Genomic DNA, 17120 nt, shown 5'->3' on the forward strand with positions numbered 1-17120 from the left:
TGATGTTCGTATCCGCGTTGTAGTCGGCCTGCGCGGACATCGTGGCCGTCCAGGCGAGGTCCTTCAGGTCGATCAGATTGTTGGACGAGAGCGGGGATCCGGCCGGCGACCCCGAGATCAGCCCGTGGAAATCCCTGGAATCGTCCAGGATCAGGGTGCCGAGCCCGTTGTCGTAATAGACGACGATTCCCGAGAACTCTCCGTTGACCAGCGTTCCCGAAACCGAGCCCTCGATCTCCACGACGGCCTTGTTGGAGATCTCGATCGCGCCGGTGCCGGTGACGTTGCCCTTGATGTCGATGTACGAAATGTCATTTTCGGAGAACGGGCCGGCCTCGATCAGGCCGTCGAGGACGACGTCGCCGTTGACGGTGAACACGGTGCCGGGCTCGGTCAGCAGCGTCACACTGGAGGCGACGGTGAGGTCGTGGATCGTGACGTCGGTCGCGCTGTCGACGGTGTAGGGTTCGGCTGCGGCGAACAGCTTCACGTCGTAGCTGGCCGCTGGCACGCCCAGGCTCCAGTTCGACGCCGTGTTCCAGTCGCCGCCGGCAGGATTGGTCCATTCATCGACCGGAGCGATCTCGACGATGGTGCCGCCGGCGCCGTCGCTGCTGGTGATGAAATGCGTGTCGCTGTAGTTGCCGATCAGGGTGAGCGAGATGCTGTGGCCGTATGTATCGCTCACGACGAGATTGCCGGTCGCGGAGTTGTAGACGGCCGTGGTCCCGCTGTCCCAGATGACGGTCGACAGGTCGATCTTCTCGTTGGCGGCGAAGCCGGCGATCGAGCCGCCGAAGCTTGTCGTGTCGATCTCGAGCTCGGCACCGGCGCCCGCGAAGGTGACCGTCTGGGCCACCGCGTTCTTGATCTCGAGCGTCGCGCCGGCGTCGATCGTGACCGAGCCGGAGCCGGACAGCGAGCCGAACAGCGTCAGCGTGCCGGTGTGGACCTCGATGGAGTGGTTGTTGGTGATGGTGCCCGTGATCGACGCCGTGCCCCAGCTCTCGATCTCGTTCGAATTGGTGATGCCCGGCCCGGTCACGGAAATCGAGGCGCCGTTGAGCAGATCGATCTCGCCGCCGTTGACGATCGAGGACACGTTGCCGAAGACGCTTGTTCCGGACACCGTCCAGATGCCAGTCGCCAGGTTGTTGAAGGTCGCGCTCGCGACCGAGATGTTGCCGTTGATGTGGCCGGTGTTGTTGATGGTGACGGCGCCGCCGGTCTCGACGATTGCATAGGTCGTCGCGGTCACGCTCGAGGCGGCGGCCGGCCCGATCGTGCCGGAATTGTCGATCGTCGCAGAACCGGTGGCGCTCTCCTGGATGAAGATCGCCGCATGGCCGGTCGCCCCCACGACCGAGCCGCTGTTGGTAATGTGCGTCGAGCCGGTCGCGACGCGGATCGCCCGCCGCATCGGCGTCGTTCTGGGTGACGCTGATGCCGGCGAGGCTCGTGCCGGTGATGCTGCCGTGATTGACGATGGTGACGTCGCCCGCGCCCGCCGCTAAGGCCGACAGGCCGACGGCGCCGGTGGCGGAGCCATTGTTGGTGACGGTCACGTCGCCGCCGCCGTGATCGAAGGCGCCGATCGCGGTACCTGCGGCTGTGATCTGCGAGGTCGCGCCGGTCGTGACGGTGATGTCGCCGACACCCCAGGTGAACGCCTCGATGCCGTAGCCGGCATCCGCGGTGATCGTCGCATCGCTGGTGACGATGACGTCGCCATTGACCGCGCCCGAGAACGTCCCGCTGCCGCCCGGCTTGTAGCCGGCGATGATCGCGCCCGGCGTGGTCAGGTCGCTGTTCAGCGCAGAGCCGGAATGGATCGTGCCGTGCGCCTCGACGGAGATCGTGCTGCCGACCGCGGCTGCAATCGCGGCCGCGTAATTGACCGCCACGATGCCGGAACTGCCCGAGGTGACGTGATCGCCGGTCGCCAAGGTGACGCTGATGTCGCCCTGGTCGATGCTGTAGGCGAGAATGCCGTAGCTGGTCGTGCCGGTCACCGCGGCGTTGGCGCCGAGCGTGACGGCGATGTTGCCGGTGCCGCCGCTGAGCGTCTGGGCGAGGATGCCCATCTCGGCACCGATGACGGTGGTGCCGGCAGCGTCGTTCACCGTGACGTCGCCGTTCCCGTAATTATAGGCATGGATGCCGTAGCCCGCGGCGGCGGTGATGTTGGCATGGTTGTTGACGACAACCGAGCCGTTGACGGCGGTGTTGGCGCTGGTGCCGTTCGTGGCGCCGGTGTAGCCGGCCTGGATGCCGGCCGGCGCCGTGCCGCTCAGATTCGGGCTGCTGCCGGAATTGATCGTGCCGTAGGCGTTGACCGTGATGGTGCTGCCGGCCGCTGCACCGATCGAGGTCGCACGGTTGACGACGACGATGCCGGAGCTGCCCGAGGTGAGCACGCTGCCGGCCTCGGTCGTGACGGTCTGGTCGCCGGTGCCATAGCTGCGCGACCGGATGCCGTAGATCGAGCTGCCGGTGATGGTGCCACCGGCGTCGATGGTGATGTCGCCGCTGCCCTGGGTGAGGGCATCGATGCCGTAAGCGCCGCCGACGGCGCCGCCGAGCTGGGTGATCGAGATGTCGCCGCCATTGGCGGCATTCGAATTCTCGACGAGGACGCCGACCGAATCGGCCCCGGTGCCGGTCGCCTTGCCGGTCAGCGTGAGCACGATGCTGGCATTCGCCCCGTTCGACACCGAGAAGTCGAGCGCGTTGCCAACCGACGCCGTGATGTCGGCGTCGCCGGTGACGGTGAATGTGCCGTCGGCCGCCGCGTCGCCCGCGATGGTACCGGTGAAGCTCTGGCCAGCAACCTTGTCGAGGTGCAGCGAGCCGGTGCCGCCGGCGAATGTGACGGTCTGCGCGTCGGCGCCGCCGAGCTCGAGCGTCGCGCCGTCGTCGATGATCAGCGTGCCGACGCCGGTGATGCCGCCGGCGAGGTTGAGCGTGCCGGCCTGAACTTCGATGGTGCCGCCGGTGTTGGTAACGCCAGCCGTGATCGTGTTGGAGCCCGAGACGCTGTAGAGATTGCCGGCATTGCTCAGGCTGCCGCCGTTGATCGACACGCCGGTCAGATAGAGCTTCGACGTGCCGTCAACCGAGATCGTTCCGCCCGTATTGGTGATGGTGGCTGCCGTCAGCTTCAGCGTGCCGCCGTTCACCGCCCCGATCAAGCCAGTATTGGTGATGGCGTGGACGGTGGCCGGATCGATCGTCAGCGTGCCGCCGGTGACGGTGATCGTGCCGGTGTTGGTGATGTCGGCATTGTCGATCGCGCTGGTGCCGGTCGCTTCCAGCGTTCCCGCGATCGTCACCGTGCCGCCGTCGATGACCGCACCGACGAGATCGAGCGCCGAGCCGGAGCCGACCGAAACCGCGCCGGTCCCGTTCGTCACCGTCGTCGAGATCAGCTTCAGCGTGCCGCCGTTGACCGAGGCCAGCGTGCCGCTGTTGGTGACGGCCTCGTGGTCGATGTCGAGTTCGCCGCCATTGGCCCGAAGCGTGCCGGCATTGCCGATGCTGGCCGAGGTCATGGTGGCGAGCGTCAGCACGCCGCCAATCGCCTCGATCAGGCCGTTATTGGTGATGGAGGCGTCGGTGATCGTGGTCGCGCCGGTCGATTTCAGCGCGCCCTGGACAGTGAGCGCGCCGCCGGTCAGGCCCGCGGCCGACAGCGTCAGCGTCTTGCCCGCATCGACCTTGACGGCGCCATGATTGGCGATCGCGACACCAGCAACGGTCGCATCGCCCAATGTCAGCGTGATGCCGCTCTCGACCGTGACGGCGCCATTGCTGAGTGTGGCGCCGCCATCGATCTTGCTGGCACCGGTGACGTCGATCGTGCCGCTGCCGTTGATGACGCCGCCCGAAATCTCGGTGCCGGAGAGCGTCAGCGTCTGGCCGTCGTCGACTGCGATCGTGCCGGTGTTGGCCACGACGTCGTTGAGCAGCGTCGCGACGCCCGCGATCTCCAGTGTGCCGGTGTTGGTGACCGCGCCGCCTTTGATCCTGGCGCCGTCCTGGAGCTTGACGATGCCGCCGAGGACGATGCTGGAATTGTCGGTGATATCGGTACCGGAGACCGTGACCCCGTCGAGCGTCAGCTCGGCATCGACGGTGACCGTGCTGATGCTCAGCGTCGCCCCGCCGTCAATAGTGCTGGCGCCGGCGACCTCGATCGTGCCCGCACCCTTGATCGCGCCGCCGCTGATCGTGGCGTCGTCGAGCGTCAGCGCGGCATTGCCGTCGATGATGACGTTGCCGCTCGAATTGTCGACCGTCGAGCCCAGATCGATCGCCAGCGCGCCGCCAGCCAGCACTTCGATGAGGCCGGCGTTGGTGACGGTCTCCTCGCTCAACGCATTGCCGGTACCGCTGACGTTGAAGAGGGCATTGTTGTTCAGGATGCCGCCGCTGAGGACAGCGTCACCGGTGAGATCGATCTCACCATCGTTGGTGATCGTGCCGGCGCCCTGGAGACCGGCGTTGAAGACGGGGCCACCCTGGCCCTCGCCATTCCTGGTACCGATCACCTCACCGGCTCCGCCGATGATCGAGTTGTTGACGACCAGCCTGCCGGAGGCGTCGATGGTGATCTGGCCGGCATTGGTGACGCTGGAGCCCTGATGGATCGTCAGCCAGCCATTTGCCAGCACCTCGATCACACCGCTCGACGTGTTGTCCACGGTCTCGCCAGCGAACTCGGCGGTGCCCTTGATATTGACCGCACCCGAATTGTTCAGCGTGCCGTTCTCGATCAGGCTGACGCCGTCGAGCTCCAGCGTGCCGAGAATGGTGACGGTGCCGCCGTCGACCGTCGTGCCGTCGACGATCAACTTCGCGCCGGCGTCGGTCTTCAGCGTGCCGCCGGCATTGTGGATCTCGGCCAGCGTCTTCAGCGTGCCGCCGAACAGTTCGAGCGTGCCGGAATTGGTGATCGTGGTGCCGGCGGCGAAATCGCCGCCGGCCTTGAGCGTCAGGTAGCCGGCGTTGGTGAATACGCTGGTGTCCAGGATCTCGGCCAGGCCGCCGATCGACGTCGTGCCGGTCGCGGCGTTGGTGAAGATCGAGTCCGCGCGCATGTCGAGCGAGCCCGCGACGGTCAGCGAGCTCTGGTTGATCAGCTGCGGCGGCGGACCGCCGAAATCGTTCATCGTGATCGACTTGGCATAGGCCGGCGCGTCGATCGTGGCCGGGAAAGACGGCGTCAGACCGTGCAATTGATCGGTGATGACGATGACGTCGTCGTCGATGGTCGGAACGGTGCCGGTCGCCCAATTCGCCGCGTCTTTCCAGAAGCCGCCCGAGGGAGCGCCTTGCTTCTCGGTCGCGATCCACACCACGGCGGGCGCATCGGTGCCGGTGATCGTGACGGTGATGGTCTGTTGCGCGGTCGCGCCTTGCGCGTCCATGACCGTCACGGTGTAGACCAGCGTCAGCACCTCGCCCCTCGGAATGAAGTCGGCGAGATAGACCGGAAGGTCGGCCAGCGACCAGTTGATGGTGCCGGTGCCATCGCCGGTGCTGTCCGCCCCCGACGCGATCGCAACCGACATCGCGCTCTGGAACGCCGCAAGCGGACCCGGCGGAACGGTGCTGCCATCAGGCAGGCTCGCGCTCGTCAGCGCCACCGACACCGTGTGCGTGTCGGTCAGATCGACGTCGTTGAAAGTCAGCGTGCCCGAGGTCGCCTCGTCGCTGATGAGCGGGCCGCCCGGCACGCTGGTGCCGCCTTCGAAGGTGATGGTCGGAACGCTGCTGCTGGTGATCACCGGCTTGTCGTTGGTGCCCGTGATCGTGATCGTGATCGGGATGAACCTGGATTCGGGGTTGACCTGGAAATTGGTGTCGACGCGGACCATGTAGGTCAGCGTGAGTGTTTCGCCGGCCGCGAGGAAATCGAACACGTTGTCGGGGATCGTGTAGGTCCAGACCGCCGAGCCGTTGTTGTTGTTGCCGCCGTCGGGGGCCACGCTGATCTGGATCAGCGTGGCCGCGATGTCCTGCTTCTGGAGAGCGCTGAGCGAGCCGGTGACGTCCTGCTGGCCGGCGTTCTTGTAGACGTAGTTCGGCGCTTCGGCGAGGCTTATGCTCACCGTCGGCCGGTCGCCGAGATTCTGATCGACGAAGGTGATCCGGCCGGAGATCGTATCGGAATGCGTGGTGTCGCCGGTCGTGCCCGCGCGCTCGGTCAGCGAGAACGCCGTCTTCACATTGCCACTGAGATCGAGGCTCTGCGCCAGCGGCTGGCCGGGAATACGGGTTGCGGTCGACGTGGAATTGCCGGGCCCTTCCGATTCTCCCCGATTGAGGTTCGTGAAGGTCGCGATCACGACGGCGCCTGACGCCGACCTGAGCACCAGATCCTGGGTGGTCGGCGTGATCGTGTCGGTGAAGTTCGTGGTCAGCTTGGTGTTGCTGTTGTTGTCGGTGAACTTCAGCGTGAACACGTCCGTGATCAGCTTCTGCACGTCCGGCGACATCAGCGCGTTGCTGATCGAGACGTTGCCGCCGCTGATCTGGATCATCTGGCCGGCCTGGTTGACCGTCGCGATCGGCAGCAGCGTGACCTTGTCGAACAGGATGTAGGAGCCCGTGGTGCCGTTCGGCTCGACCAGCACCTGGAAGCTCGCCTGTGGCTGCGGGTCGCCGCCGCCGGCGGGGACGACGAAGTTGATCTGGGTCAGCACCGCGGTGCCGCGGATGCCCATGGTCGCGACCGGCGTGTCGACCTTCATGTCGCCGTGCTTGGCGGTTTCGCCGGCGACAAAGGTGATGGTGCCAGCGACCAGGCTCAGCAGCGAGGAGTTATTCGACCCGTTGGGGTCGTAGACCATCTCGTTCAGCACCATCCGCGCATTGGAGGACAGGCCGAACACGGTGCCGTCGATGAAAGTGATGCCGAGCGTCGAATCCGCGCCGGTCGACACCACGTCGCCCTTCTCGACATTGTCGCCGTTGTTGAGGATGACGGAAACGCCGTTGCGGATTGCGGTCGCACTGCCAGAGAGCTTGGTGACGTGGCCGATCACCTGGGCCGCGGCAATGCCCGGCGCGGCCTGGGCAACCTGGACATGGCCCGTCAGCGCGTTGACGACGTCACCGGTGAGGTGGGCGCCATCGGACGAGGCGAGTGCGCCACGCTTGTCGCCCCTAAAATAATCGTGAACGACGAAGTCGCGCCCGTCATGGGACAGCACGAGGTCGAGACCTGCGCGCTTGAACTCGCCGTTGAAGATCAGGTTCGGGTCGGGAACAACGACAGCCCCATCGGGAACGTGACCGTGCGCCTTGGCGGTAAAGGAATCGACATGGCCATAGGCGGACGAGTGGGAACCTTCGCCGTGGAAGGGAATCGCGGCGTCAAATTTGCCAGCGTAATTCAACGGGGCACCGTAAAAGGGTTAATAATTATGAAAGTATCGACCGCCTAAGCTTGCTTAGCATTACCGAGTCCTTAGCGAAACCATCTATTGCTTGTGTGATTTCGCATCACTTGGCCCTATAGACGCCCGGGAAATCGCGCTTCCGGCAAGGAAGCGAAGTAATAATTATAGTATTCTGAGGTCGAATTCGGCTTTTTTGCGGACATTTCCAAGGATCCAAAGTAACCTGCTGTATAGATCAGACAGCAGATACTTTTGTTATCTTTTCTGCGGGGTTTCCCGCGGCATCCTGCGGCAAATACGGAACTAAATCTGTGACCTAACTAACAGACCCCGTGAAATCGCGGGCTCGTTAGCTATAGGACGCAGAATCGGCGCCATCACAACCTGCGCTTGCAATTGACCCGCTTTCGCCGCCGGCGGTCATCTCGTAGCTGCCGATTCGTAAAATTTTACGCAATTTGGGCGGGCTTGTTTCAGCCTGCCCCACGGTTTTGGGACCTCTGCAGGGCGCGTTAAGCAGAACAAAACGGCCCGTCTCGCACTATCTCCGCGAAAGCAACAAAGCCCGGCACGTCGAGGTCGAGGAAGACCAGGGCGAAGCCGGAAGGGGATGTCAGATGGAGACCGCTGCTCGCTCGCGCGCCTGGCGCGCAATCCTTGTCCTGTGCGGACTGGTCCTGCTCGGATCGGCTGCCGAGCTCCGCGCCGGCACGCTGCTGTCGCCGGGCGCCGGTGTCCTCGTGCGCAAATCCGCCGAGCCGTTCGGCGTGTTCGCCTTCGCCATCTCGTCCGGCGGCCTCCAGCAGAAATGGTCCGCGCTGAAGTCCAGGCTCGACGACGACATGGTGCAGCTCGCGCTGTGCGACGGCGACCGCGACAATTGCGCGTCGCCCGCGGCCCTCAAGCTGCTCGCCATCGTCGACCAGGCCCGTGCCCGCGATGGCCGCGCCCGGCTGGGCGAGACCAACCGCGCCATCAATCTCGCCATCCACCCCGCCAATGACGGCACCGACGACGTCTGGAGCTCGCCGCTTGCGACCTTCGCGCGCGGCGCCGGCGATTGCGAAGACTATGCCATCGCCAAGCTGGCCGCGCTGCGGCTTGCGGGCGTCGCCACCGAGGACCTCCGCCTCGTCGTGGTGCGCGACGTCAGGGCCGGCGAAGAGCACGCGGTTGTAGCCGCAAAGCTGGACGGCCACTGGCTGATGCTCGACAACCGCCGCATGGCCATGGTCGAGGACGACGCTGCGCGCAGCTACCAGCCGCTGTTCGTGCTCTACCAGTCGGCCGTGATGAAATATGTCGACGAGCCGATGCGGCTGTCGATGGCGCCCGCCGAGGCGCGCTGATCCTTGTAGATGGGGTAATGGGCCGGCCGCCCGCTCACCCAGCAAAAACCCATTCCACCGCGCGATCCGGAACGCTAGCATGGCCACGGGCTTTGCGGGGGCGACTGGAATGCGGTTCATCGTACTGTCTGTGCTTGCGCTGCTGGCGTTTGCGGCGGCGCCTGCGTCCGCGCAATCCGACCGCGCCATCGCCGACAGGCTGCCGCTGTTCGCGAAGAACAACTGCCAGCAGATCCGCGATCCCGGCAATCAATTGTTCTGCGGTGACACCGAGCTTGCCGCCGCCGCCGCGAAGCTGAACGCGGCAATCGAAGCGCGGCTCGCCCGCCTGCCCGATCGCCTGCCGGCGATCGAGGAGAATGCGATCTGGGGCCGCCAGCGCAACCTCAGTTGCGGCATCGTCGGCCAGACCGCGATCCGCACCGACGAGTTCGACCGCGTGAAGGCGTGCCTGCTCAAGGTGACAGAGGAGCGTGCCGCGATCCTGCGCGATCCCGATTTCGACTGTCTCGCCGCCAATACGGCGGCGGGCGCGCTGATCTGCGCGGACCCGTCACTGGCGCTTGCGGAAACCGAGCTCAATGGCCAGGTGCTCGGCCTGATCGGCAAGCTGGACCCGACCGCGGCGCGCTTTGCCTTCGCCGAATACGGAAGGTGGACGCGAGAGCGCGATCGGAAGTGCAATCTCGTCGGCAAGGAGAACGTGCCGCTGCAAGAGCTCGAGCCTGCGGAGGATTGTCTCGCCGACTACCTCACGCGCAAGACCGACGAGATCCGCGCGGCCAAGGGCGATCCGAAAAAGGTGTTCGGCCGTCAGATCGCGGCCCACTCGCCCGACACCGACGCCGTCGATTTCTGCGCCGCGCGGATCCATGCGGCCAATTCCTGCGGCAATTTCCTGCGCATCAACCGCGTCTATGCCGTCGACAGCCAGGTGACCGACAAGGAGGCGCAGGTCACCGGCGAGATCGAGATGGTGGTGCTGGCCCCTTTCACCACCTGCAGCAAGGTCGCCTCCGGCTGCACCGGCACCTGCTGGGACGCCGGGACGGGCCGCCCGCAGCCGGGCGCCGGCAACAAGGAGCGCTCCGCAGACGCCTTCAATGTCACGCGCCGGCTGAGGATCCAGCGGACCTTCGCCTTCGTCAAAGCCGCCGACGGCTGGCGCTGCCGGGAAGACGAGCTGGCCCCGGTCAATTCGGGCAACGCGGGCGGGGGATCGTAGGGCTACGCACTCTCCCTCTCCCCGTTCTTACGGGGAGAGGGTTGGGGTGAGGGGCTGCTTCCGCAAAGACGGTGAAGGACGGACTCGCGGAGACTCCCCCTCACCCGGAATTTGCTGTCGCAAATTTCGGCCTCTCCCCGCACGCGGGGAGAGGCGAGAGATCAAAACATCAGATTGTCCTTCACCAGAACCCAGCGGCCGTTCTTGACCTGCTGCACCTGGGTGATGGTGGTGGCGAGATGATTGGTCTTCGAGAACACCGTCGGCGGCGAATTGAAGATGTCCTGGAACTTGTCGCCGGACTCCAGCGCGTCGATCATCTTCTGGCCAGTGAGATCCTTGCCAGCCTTGTTGGCATAATGCGCGAACGTCATCACCGCATTGTAGCCGATGATCGCCTGGGTGTTGGCGTCGGCGTTGAACATTTTCTTGTAATTGACGAGCCAGTCCTTCACCTTTCCTTTCGCGGTGTCTTCATAAGGAATTTCGAAGTTCGAAGCGGAATACAAGCCTTCCACCACTTCCTTGCCAAGCGCCGGCACTTCGAGCACGTTAACGGGCGTGGCGCCGAGGAAGGTGACGTCCCATCCGAGCTTCTTCGCTTCACTCATCGTGCCGATAGGCTCACGGAGGACCGCGCCGAGCACGACGAGGTCGCAGCCGTCGGACTTCATCTTGGCGACCTGCGCCGAGAAGTCGGAGGCGCCGCGCTTGTAGCTCGTGATCGAGGCCGGCTGCATCTTCATGGCGGCGAGCTGCTGGTTAAAACCATCGAGCACGTTTTTTCCGTACTCGTCGTCCTGATGCATGATGCACGGCTTCTTGAAATTCTTGGCCTCAATCATGTATTTGAGCGCTGCGCGCGTGCTCTCGACATAGGGCAGCAGGTTGTTGAACTTCAGCCGCTCCTGCGGCTTGGCCGGATCGAACTTGAAGGTGAACTCGGCCGCCGTCAGCGGAAAGAGCTGCAGCACGCCGGCATCGAGCAGGATATCCTGCGCGGCGAGCACGGTGGGCGATCCCATCGGCCCCACCATCGCGAAGATCTTGTCGCGCTCGATCAATTTCTGCGAAGCCAGCACGGCCTTCTTCGGATCGTAGCCGCTGTCCTCGACCACCAACCGGATCTTGCGGCCGTTGACGCCGCCGGCGGCGTTGACCTCCTCGACGGCCATCTTCATGCCGTTGGAGACGGGGACGCCCCAGCCCTTGATCGGACCCGACAGGTCCTGATGGGTGCCGATGACGATCTCGGATGCCGAGATGCCTTCATTGGTGATCTTGGTTTGCGCGGCGGCCGGCAGACAGGTGAGTGCAAGGGCACTCACAGCAAGGCCGAACGCGCTGAACGATTTCGACATCGACGTCTCCTCTCCATAAGGCCCATGTTGCACGAAGGGCGGGGCCATCGCTCCTTCGCTTCTCGTCCGCGCACGCCCTCTTTCGGGCATGCGCGTCACGCCACCGCGCGCTCGCGATACATCGCGTCGATCTCGGCGGCGTAGCGCTTGTTCACGAAGCTGCGCTTCAGCTTCATGGTCGGCGTCAGCTCCTCGTCCTCCGGCGTGAGCTGGCGCTCGATCAGATAGAACCGCTTGATGGTCTCGACGCGGGCGAAATTGGCGTTGACCGCTTCGATCTCGCGCCAGATCAGGTCCTGGATCTCCGTCGCCCGGCACAGGCTGGCGTAATTGGTGAAGGGGATGTCGTGGTCCTGGGCGAACTTCTCGACATTCTCCTGGTCGATCATGACGAGGCAGGTGAGATACGGCCGCTTGTCGCCGATCACGACGGCATCGGAGATATAGGGCGAGAATTTGAGCTGGTTCTCGATCTCGGACGGGGTGATGTTCTTGCCGCCGGAGGTGATGATGATGTCCTTCATCCGGTCGGTGACGCGGACGAAACCCTCGTTGTCGATGGTGCCGACATCGCCGGTGTGCAGCCAGCCGCGCGGATCGATGGTCTCCGCGGTCTTCTCCGGCTGGTTCAGATAGCCCATGAACAGGAAGTCGCCCTTGATCAGGATCTCGCCGTCGGGCGACAGCGTAACCTCGCCCCAGGGCACCGCGGTGCCGACCGAGCCGAGCTTGATCCGCTCCGCCGGCATCATCGTGGCGACGCCGCAATTCTCGGTCTGGCCGTAGACCTCGTGCATGTCGATGCCGAGTGCGAGATACCAGCGGATCAATTCCGGCGCGATCGGCGCCGCGCCGGTGAAGGCGATGTGGCAGCGGTCGAGGCCGATCATGCGGCGGATGTTGCGGAAGGCGAACTGGTAGGCAAACCGGTTGGCGATGCGCAGCGACAGCGGCGGCGCCCTGCCTTCGAGCCGGCAGTCGACCATGCGATAGCCGATGTCGATGGCGCGGCGATAGACCCATTGCTGCAGCGGCGTCGCATCCTTCAGCGCGATGGTGATGGCGGAATAGAATTTTTCCCAGACCCGTGGCACCGCGAGGAAGACGGTCGGCTGCACCTCGCGCAAATTGTCCGGCACGGTCTCCGGGCTTTCGGCGAAATTCATCACCGAGCCGAGCGCGACCGAGATGTAATAGCCGCCGATGCGCTCGGCGACATGGCAGAGCGGCAGGAAGATCAGCCGGTCCTCGTCCTCCCGCGCCGGGATGAAGTCGTTGGCGTGCCGCATCTGATGCGTCACGCTGCGGTTGGCGTGCATCGCGCCCTTGGGCGGGCCTGTCGTGCCGGAGGTGTAGACGAGCACAGCGAGATCGCCAGCGCTGCGGCTGTCGATCATCTCCTGCCACAGCGCCTCGCGGCCGACCATGTGGTTGCGGCCGAGTGCGCGGAACTCCTCAAACGACATCAGCATGTCGTCGGAGAAGCCGCTGAGGCCCTCCATGTCGAACACGATGACCTTCTGCAGGGACGGGCAGCGCGCGCGGCAGGTGAGGATCTTGTCGAGCTGCTCCTCGTCCTCGGCAAAGATCACCCGGGTCGCGGAATCGTTGACGAGATACTCGACCTGCGAGGATGAATCGGTCGGATAGATTCCCGAGGAGACGCCGCCGGCACACAGGATGCCCATGTCGGCGTAGACCCATTCGGGCACGGCATTGGCGATGATGGAGGCGACGTCGCCGGGCATGAAGCCGATGGCGCGAAGCGCGTAAGCGATCTCCTTCGAGATCTCCAGCCATTCGCGCCAGCTGGTCGGCTGCCAGATGCCGAACTTCTTCTCGCGGATCGCCGGCCTGTCGCCTCGCGTCTCCGCGGCGCGCAAGAAGCTCCTTGCGATCGTATCAGCGACCGTCAGCACCGCCGGTCGGGCCATGCGCGTCTCCTCCTTGTCACCTTCCCCTCCGCAGCCTGCCATGCCGGCGGTCTGTTGTTGCGGATGGTCACCTATCTAACGCCACGTCTTTTTCTTTTTCCAGCGCCGTTCGCCTCGCGCACCGGCTTCCTTGGCGCCAAGGTAGAACTCCTGGATGTCCTGGGAATGCATCAAGCGGTCGCAGCTGTCGTTCATGACGATGCGGCCGATCTCGAGCACATAGCCGTAATGCGCCGTCTCCAGCGCCACCCTGGCATTCTGCTCGACCAGCAGGATCGACATGCCCTGCTCCTCGTTGACCCGGCGGATGATGGTGAAGATCTCCTTCACCAGCAGCGGCGACAGGCCGAGCGAGGGCTCGTCGAGCAAGAGCAGCGTCGGCCGGTTCATCAGCGCGCGGCCGATCGCCAGCATCTGCTGCTCGCCGCCGGAGAGCTGGCCGGCCGGCTGGTTGATGCGCTCCTTCAGCCGCGGGAAATAGCCGTAGACCCGCTCCATGTCCTCGGCGACGCCGTCGCGGTCCTTGCGCGGATAGGCGCCCATCATCAGGTTCTCACGCACGGAGAGGAACGGGAACACCTCACGTCCTTCAGGCACGTGGCTGAGGCCGAGCCGCACGATCCGGTCGGCCTCCATGCGCTGGATCGACTTGCCCATGAACTCGATCGCGCCCTTCTGCGGATCGAGGATGCCGGAGATGGTCTTCAGCACCGTGGTCTTGCCGGCGCCGTTGGCCCCGAGCAGCGTGACGATGCGGCCGCGCGGCACCTCCAGCGAGATGCCGCGGATCGCCATGATCGGCCCGTAATAGCTCTCGACGTTGGAGAGTTTTAAGATGATATCCGGCGTCACGGCAGCATCCATGCGTCAGGCTCCGAGATACGCGGCAACGACGTCGGGGTGCTGCTGCACCTCGGCGGGCGAGCCCATGGCGAGCACCCTTCCGTAGTTCAGCGCAATGACGCGATCGGAGACGCGGTTGACCAGCGACATGTCGTGCTCGACCATCAACACGGTGACGCCGAGCTCGCTCTTCATGTCGCGGATCCAGAACGACATGTCGTCGGTCTCCTCGACGTTGAGGCCGGAGGACGGCTCGTCGAGCAGGATGAGCTTCGGCTCCGAGCACAGCGCCCGCGCCAGCTCGATCACCTTGCGCACGCCGTAAGGCAGGCCCGAGATCAGCTTGTCGCGATAAGGCTCGAGATCGAGGAGCTCGATGACCTGCTCGACCCGGCGGCGGTGCACCTTCTCGCTGGCGCGCACGCTCGGCAGGAACAGCAGCTCCTGCCAGAGCTGCGTGGTCGAATGGCGGTGGCGGCCGACCAAAAGGTTCGACAGCACGGTCGCGTTCTCGAACAGCTCGATATTCTGGAAGGTGCGGGCGATGCCGAGCTTGGCGATGTCGTAGGGCGGTTGCTCGGTGATGTCCTGGTCCTCGAAGAAGATGCGGCCCGAGGTCGGCCGGTAGATGCGCGAGATCAGGTTGAAGATCGAGCTCTTGCCGGCGCCGTTGGGGCCGATGATCGAGAGGATCTCGCCCTTCTCCACCGCGAACGACACCGCATCGACCGCCTTGAGGCCTCCGAAATGCAGCGACAGGTTCTCGGCGCGGAAATAACTCATCGGTTGCGCTCCGACTTCACGTAGATCTTCTGCCGCTTGAAGGTGGCGCGCTTGTAGAGCGGGAACAGCTGGAAGAAGAGCTTGATCTTGAGCCAGCGGCCGTAGAGCCCGAGCGGCTCGAACAGCACGAACAAGACGATGATGATGCCGTAGATCGCGCCCTTCAGCCCGTTGAGCGAGGCAAAGGCCGCAACCTTGGACTCGATATTGCCCGCAGTCGCCGAGCTCGCACCGAATGTCGCGGCGATGCCGGCGATGATGCCGGGCATGTCGTCCTTGAGGTAGGTGAGGAACGGATCGATCATCACGATGAAGATCGCGCCCAGCACCGCGCCGTGCAGGCTGAAGGTGCCGCCGATCAGAATCACGATGATGAACTCGATCGAGAGCTGGAGCGTGAACATCTCCGGCGAGATGAAGGAGAGCTTGTGGGCGAACAGCACGCCGGCAAAGCCGGTGATCGCGGCCGAGATCGCAAAGGACTTGACCTTGTAGAGCGCGACATTGACGCCCATGCTGCGCGCGGCGGTCTCGGAGTCGCGGATCGCGACGAAGGCGCGGCCCGTCGGCGAGCGCAGCAGATTGAGCGTGCCGACGATGGTCAGGACCAGAACGGCAAGGCAGAGATAATAGAAGGTCGGACTGTCGCGCGGCACCGCGACACCGAGCAGCGACAGCGTCTTGACCCGCATGCCCTCGTTGCCGTGGGTGACACTCTCCCAGCGCGCCAGGATCTCCTCGACGATCAGGGCAAAGGAGATGGTGGCGATCACGAGGTAGATGCCGGTCAGGCGCAGCGCGGGAAAGCCGACCATCGCGCCGATGATGCCGGTCAAGACTCCCGCGGCGAGGAAGTAGACCGGAAACGGCACATTGTATTTCTGCAAATACGCCGCGGTGTAGGCGCCGATCGCGAGGAACGCGGCGTGGCCGAGCGAGGCCTGGCCGGTGAACCCGGTCAGGATCAGAAGCCCCACGCCGACGGTTGCATAGATGCAGACGAAGACGAGCTGGCTCATCAGATAGCTGGAAAGCACATAGGGCGCGATCAGCAGCAGCGCGAGCAGGATGCCGTAGGTGACGACGTAGCCCGAATGTGGAAACAGCTTGATGTCGTCCTCGTAGTCGGTCTTGAACAGGAAGCGCATGGTGGTTCAGACCTTCTTGCGGACGTGAAGGCCGAACAGGCCTTCGGGCTTGAGCAGCAGCACGGTGAGCAGCACGATGTAGGGCGCGACGTCCTTCCAGCCCTCGGCCAGATAGAATCCGGCCATGCTCTCGATCACGCCGATCAGGACGCCGCCGACCACGGCGCCCGGGATCGAGCCGAAGCCGCCGAGCACGGCGGCCGGAAAGGCCTTGAGGCCGAGCACGAGGCCGACATTGGAATGGATGAAGGTGATCGGCGCCAGCAGCACGCCGGCGCAGGTCGCGACCGCCGCGCTGATCGCCCAGACGATCGACACCACCCGCTTGACCGGAATGCCCATGTAATAGGCCGCGAGCATGTTCTCGGAGCTGGCGCGCATCGCGGTGCCGAGCGTGGTCTTGTTGAAGAATAGATAGAGCAGCGTGCACAGGATCATCGTCGCCGCGATCACCGACAGCTTGTCGTAGGCGAGCACCAGCGAGCCGATCCGCAGCACGCCCTGGCTGAACGGCGTCTCGATCTTCAGATCGTCGGTGCCCCAGATCATGCCGGCGATCGAGCGCAGGAAATAGCCGAGGCCGATCGTGGCCATGATGATGGAGAATTGCGGGTAGCCGAGGATCGGCCGCACCACCACGCGCTCGGCCAGCATGCCGAACAGCGCCATGGCCGCCACCGCACCGGCAAAGCCGATCCAGTAGTTCAGGCCCATCATGCCGATGAAGGTGAAGGCGAAGAAGCCGCCCAGCATCATCAGGTCGCCCTGGGCGAAATTAACGACCTCGGTGGCCTTGTAGACGAGCACGAAGCCGAGCGCGATCAGGCCGTAGACGCAGCCGAGCGCAACACCGCTGACCAGCTGCTGAACGAAATCCAGCATCGCCGCGCTTCCTCCCGATGCAACCAGCGGGTCTTCAACCGCCTCGCCGCATCTTGTGTCCAGTCGCTACGCAGTCGTTTCGCTGCGTTAGCTCCATTTGTCCCGGCGCCAATTCAGCCTGAACGCCCGCGCGCTGTCAACAAACGGTGACTTGCCTTTAGTCCAAGACGGATGACGGAATTTGTCGGC

Annotated in this window: 9 protein-coding genes; 2 read left to right on the top strand and 7 right to left on the bottom strand. The window is 64.5% G+C overall.

The window, feature by feature from the left end:
* Positions 1–566: 566 nt before the first annotated feature.
* Positions 567–7403: a FecR domain-containing protein gene (locus tag ACVJ19_RS08765; protein WP_456739375.1), complete on the bottom strand. Its 6837-nt coding sequence runs from the start codon at positions 7401–7403 to the stop codon at positions 567–569.
* A 620-nt stretch (positions 7404–8023) separates the two neighbouring features.
* On the opposite strand from ACVJ19_RS08765, the gene ACVJ19_RS08770 reads away from it, so the two are divergent.
* Both ACVJ19_RS08770 and ACVJ19_RS08775 read left to right on the top strand, forming a co-directional pair.
* Positions 8024–8755 carry a transglutaminase-like cysteine peptidase gene (locus tag ACVJ19_RS08770; RefSeq protein WP_453949323.1) on the top strand — a complete coding sequence of 244 codons (732 nt, stop codon included), beginning with the start codon at positions 8024–8026 and terminating at the stop codon, positions 8753–8755.
* A gap of 109 nt (positions 8756–8864) precedes the next feature.
* Complete coding sequence (locus ACVJ19_RS08775) at positions 8865–9980, top strand: lysozyme inhibitor LprI family protein (protein WP_453949322.1); 1116 nt, start codon at positions 8865–8867, stop codon at positions 9978–9980.
* Positions 9981–10141: 161 nt separating this feature from the next.
* Here ACVJ19_RS08775 and ACVJ19_RS08780 read toward each other — a convergent pair whose 3' ends face one another.
* The 6 genes from ACVJ19_RS08780 to ACVJ19_RS08805 all read right to left on the bottom strand — a co-directional run bounded on the left by ACVJ19_RS08780 (position 10142) and on the right by ACVJ19_RS08805 (position 16931).
* On the bottom strand, positions 10142–11341 hold the full coding sequence (locus ACVJ19_RS08780; protein WP_453949321.1) for an ABC transporter substrate-binding protein: 1200 nt from the start codon (positions 11339–11341) through the stop codon (positions 10142–10144).
* A gap of 95 nt (positions 11342–11436) precedes the next feature.
* On the bottom strand, positions 11437–13275 hold the full coding sequence (locus ACVJ19_RS08785; RefSeq protein ID WP_453949320.1) for an AMP-dependent synthetase/ligase: 1839 nt from the start codon (positions 13273–13275) through the stop codon (positions 11437–11439).
* A 75-nt stretch (positions 13276–13350) separates the two neighbouring features.
* Positions 13351–14139, bottom strand: coding sequence for an ABC transporter ATP-binding protein (locus ACVJ19_RS08790; protein ID WP_453949319.1), 789 nt, complete (start codon positions 14137–14139; stop codon positions 13351–13353).
* 3 nt (positions 14140–14142) lie between these two features.
* On the bottom strand, positions 14143–14901 hold the full coding sequence (locus tag ACVJ19_RS08795; protein WP_018643391.1) for an ABC transporter ATP-binding protein: 759 nt from the start codon (positions 14899–14901) through the stop codon (positions 14143–14145).
* Entirely contained in the window at positions 14898–16049 is a 1152-nt protein-coding gene (locus tag ACVJ19_RS08800; RefSeq protein WP_453949318.1) for a branched-chain amino acid ABC transporter permease, read from the bottom strand. Before ACVJ19_RS08800 ends, ACVJ19_RS08795 begins: the two co-directional genes overlap by 4 nt.
* A gap of 6 nt (positions 16050–16055) precedes the next feature.
* Positions 16056–16931: a branched-chain amino acid ABC transporter permease gene (locus ACVJ19_RS08805; RefSeq protein WP_260387773.1), complete on the bottom strand. Its 876-nt coding sequence runs from the start codon at positions 16929–16931 to the stop codon at positions 16056–16058.
* Between the last annotated feature and the right edge of the window lie 189 nt (positions 16932–17120).

The organism is Bradyrhizobium sp. USDA 376, from assembly GCF_054063675.1.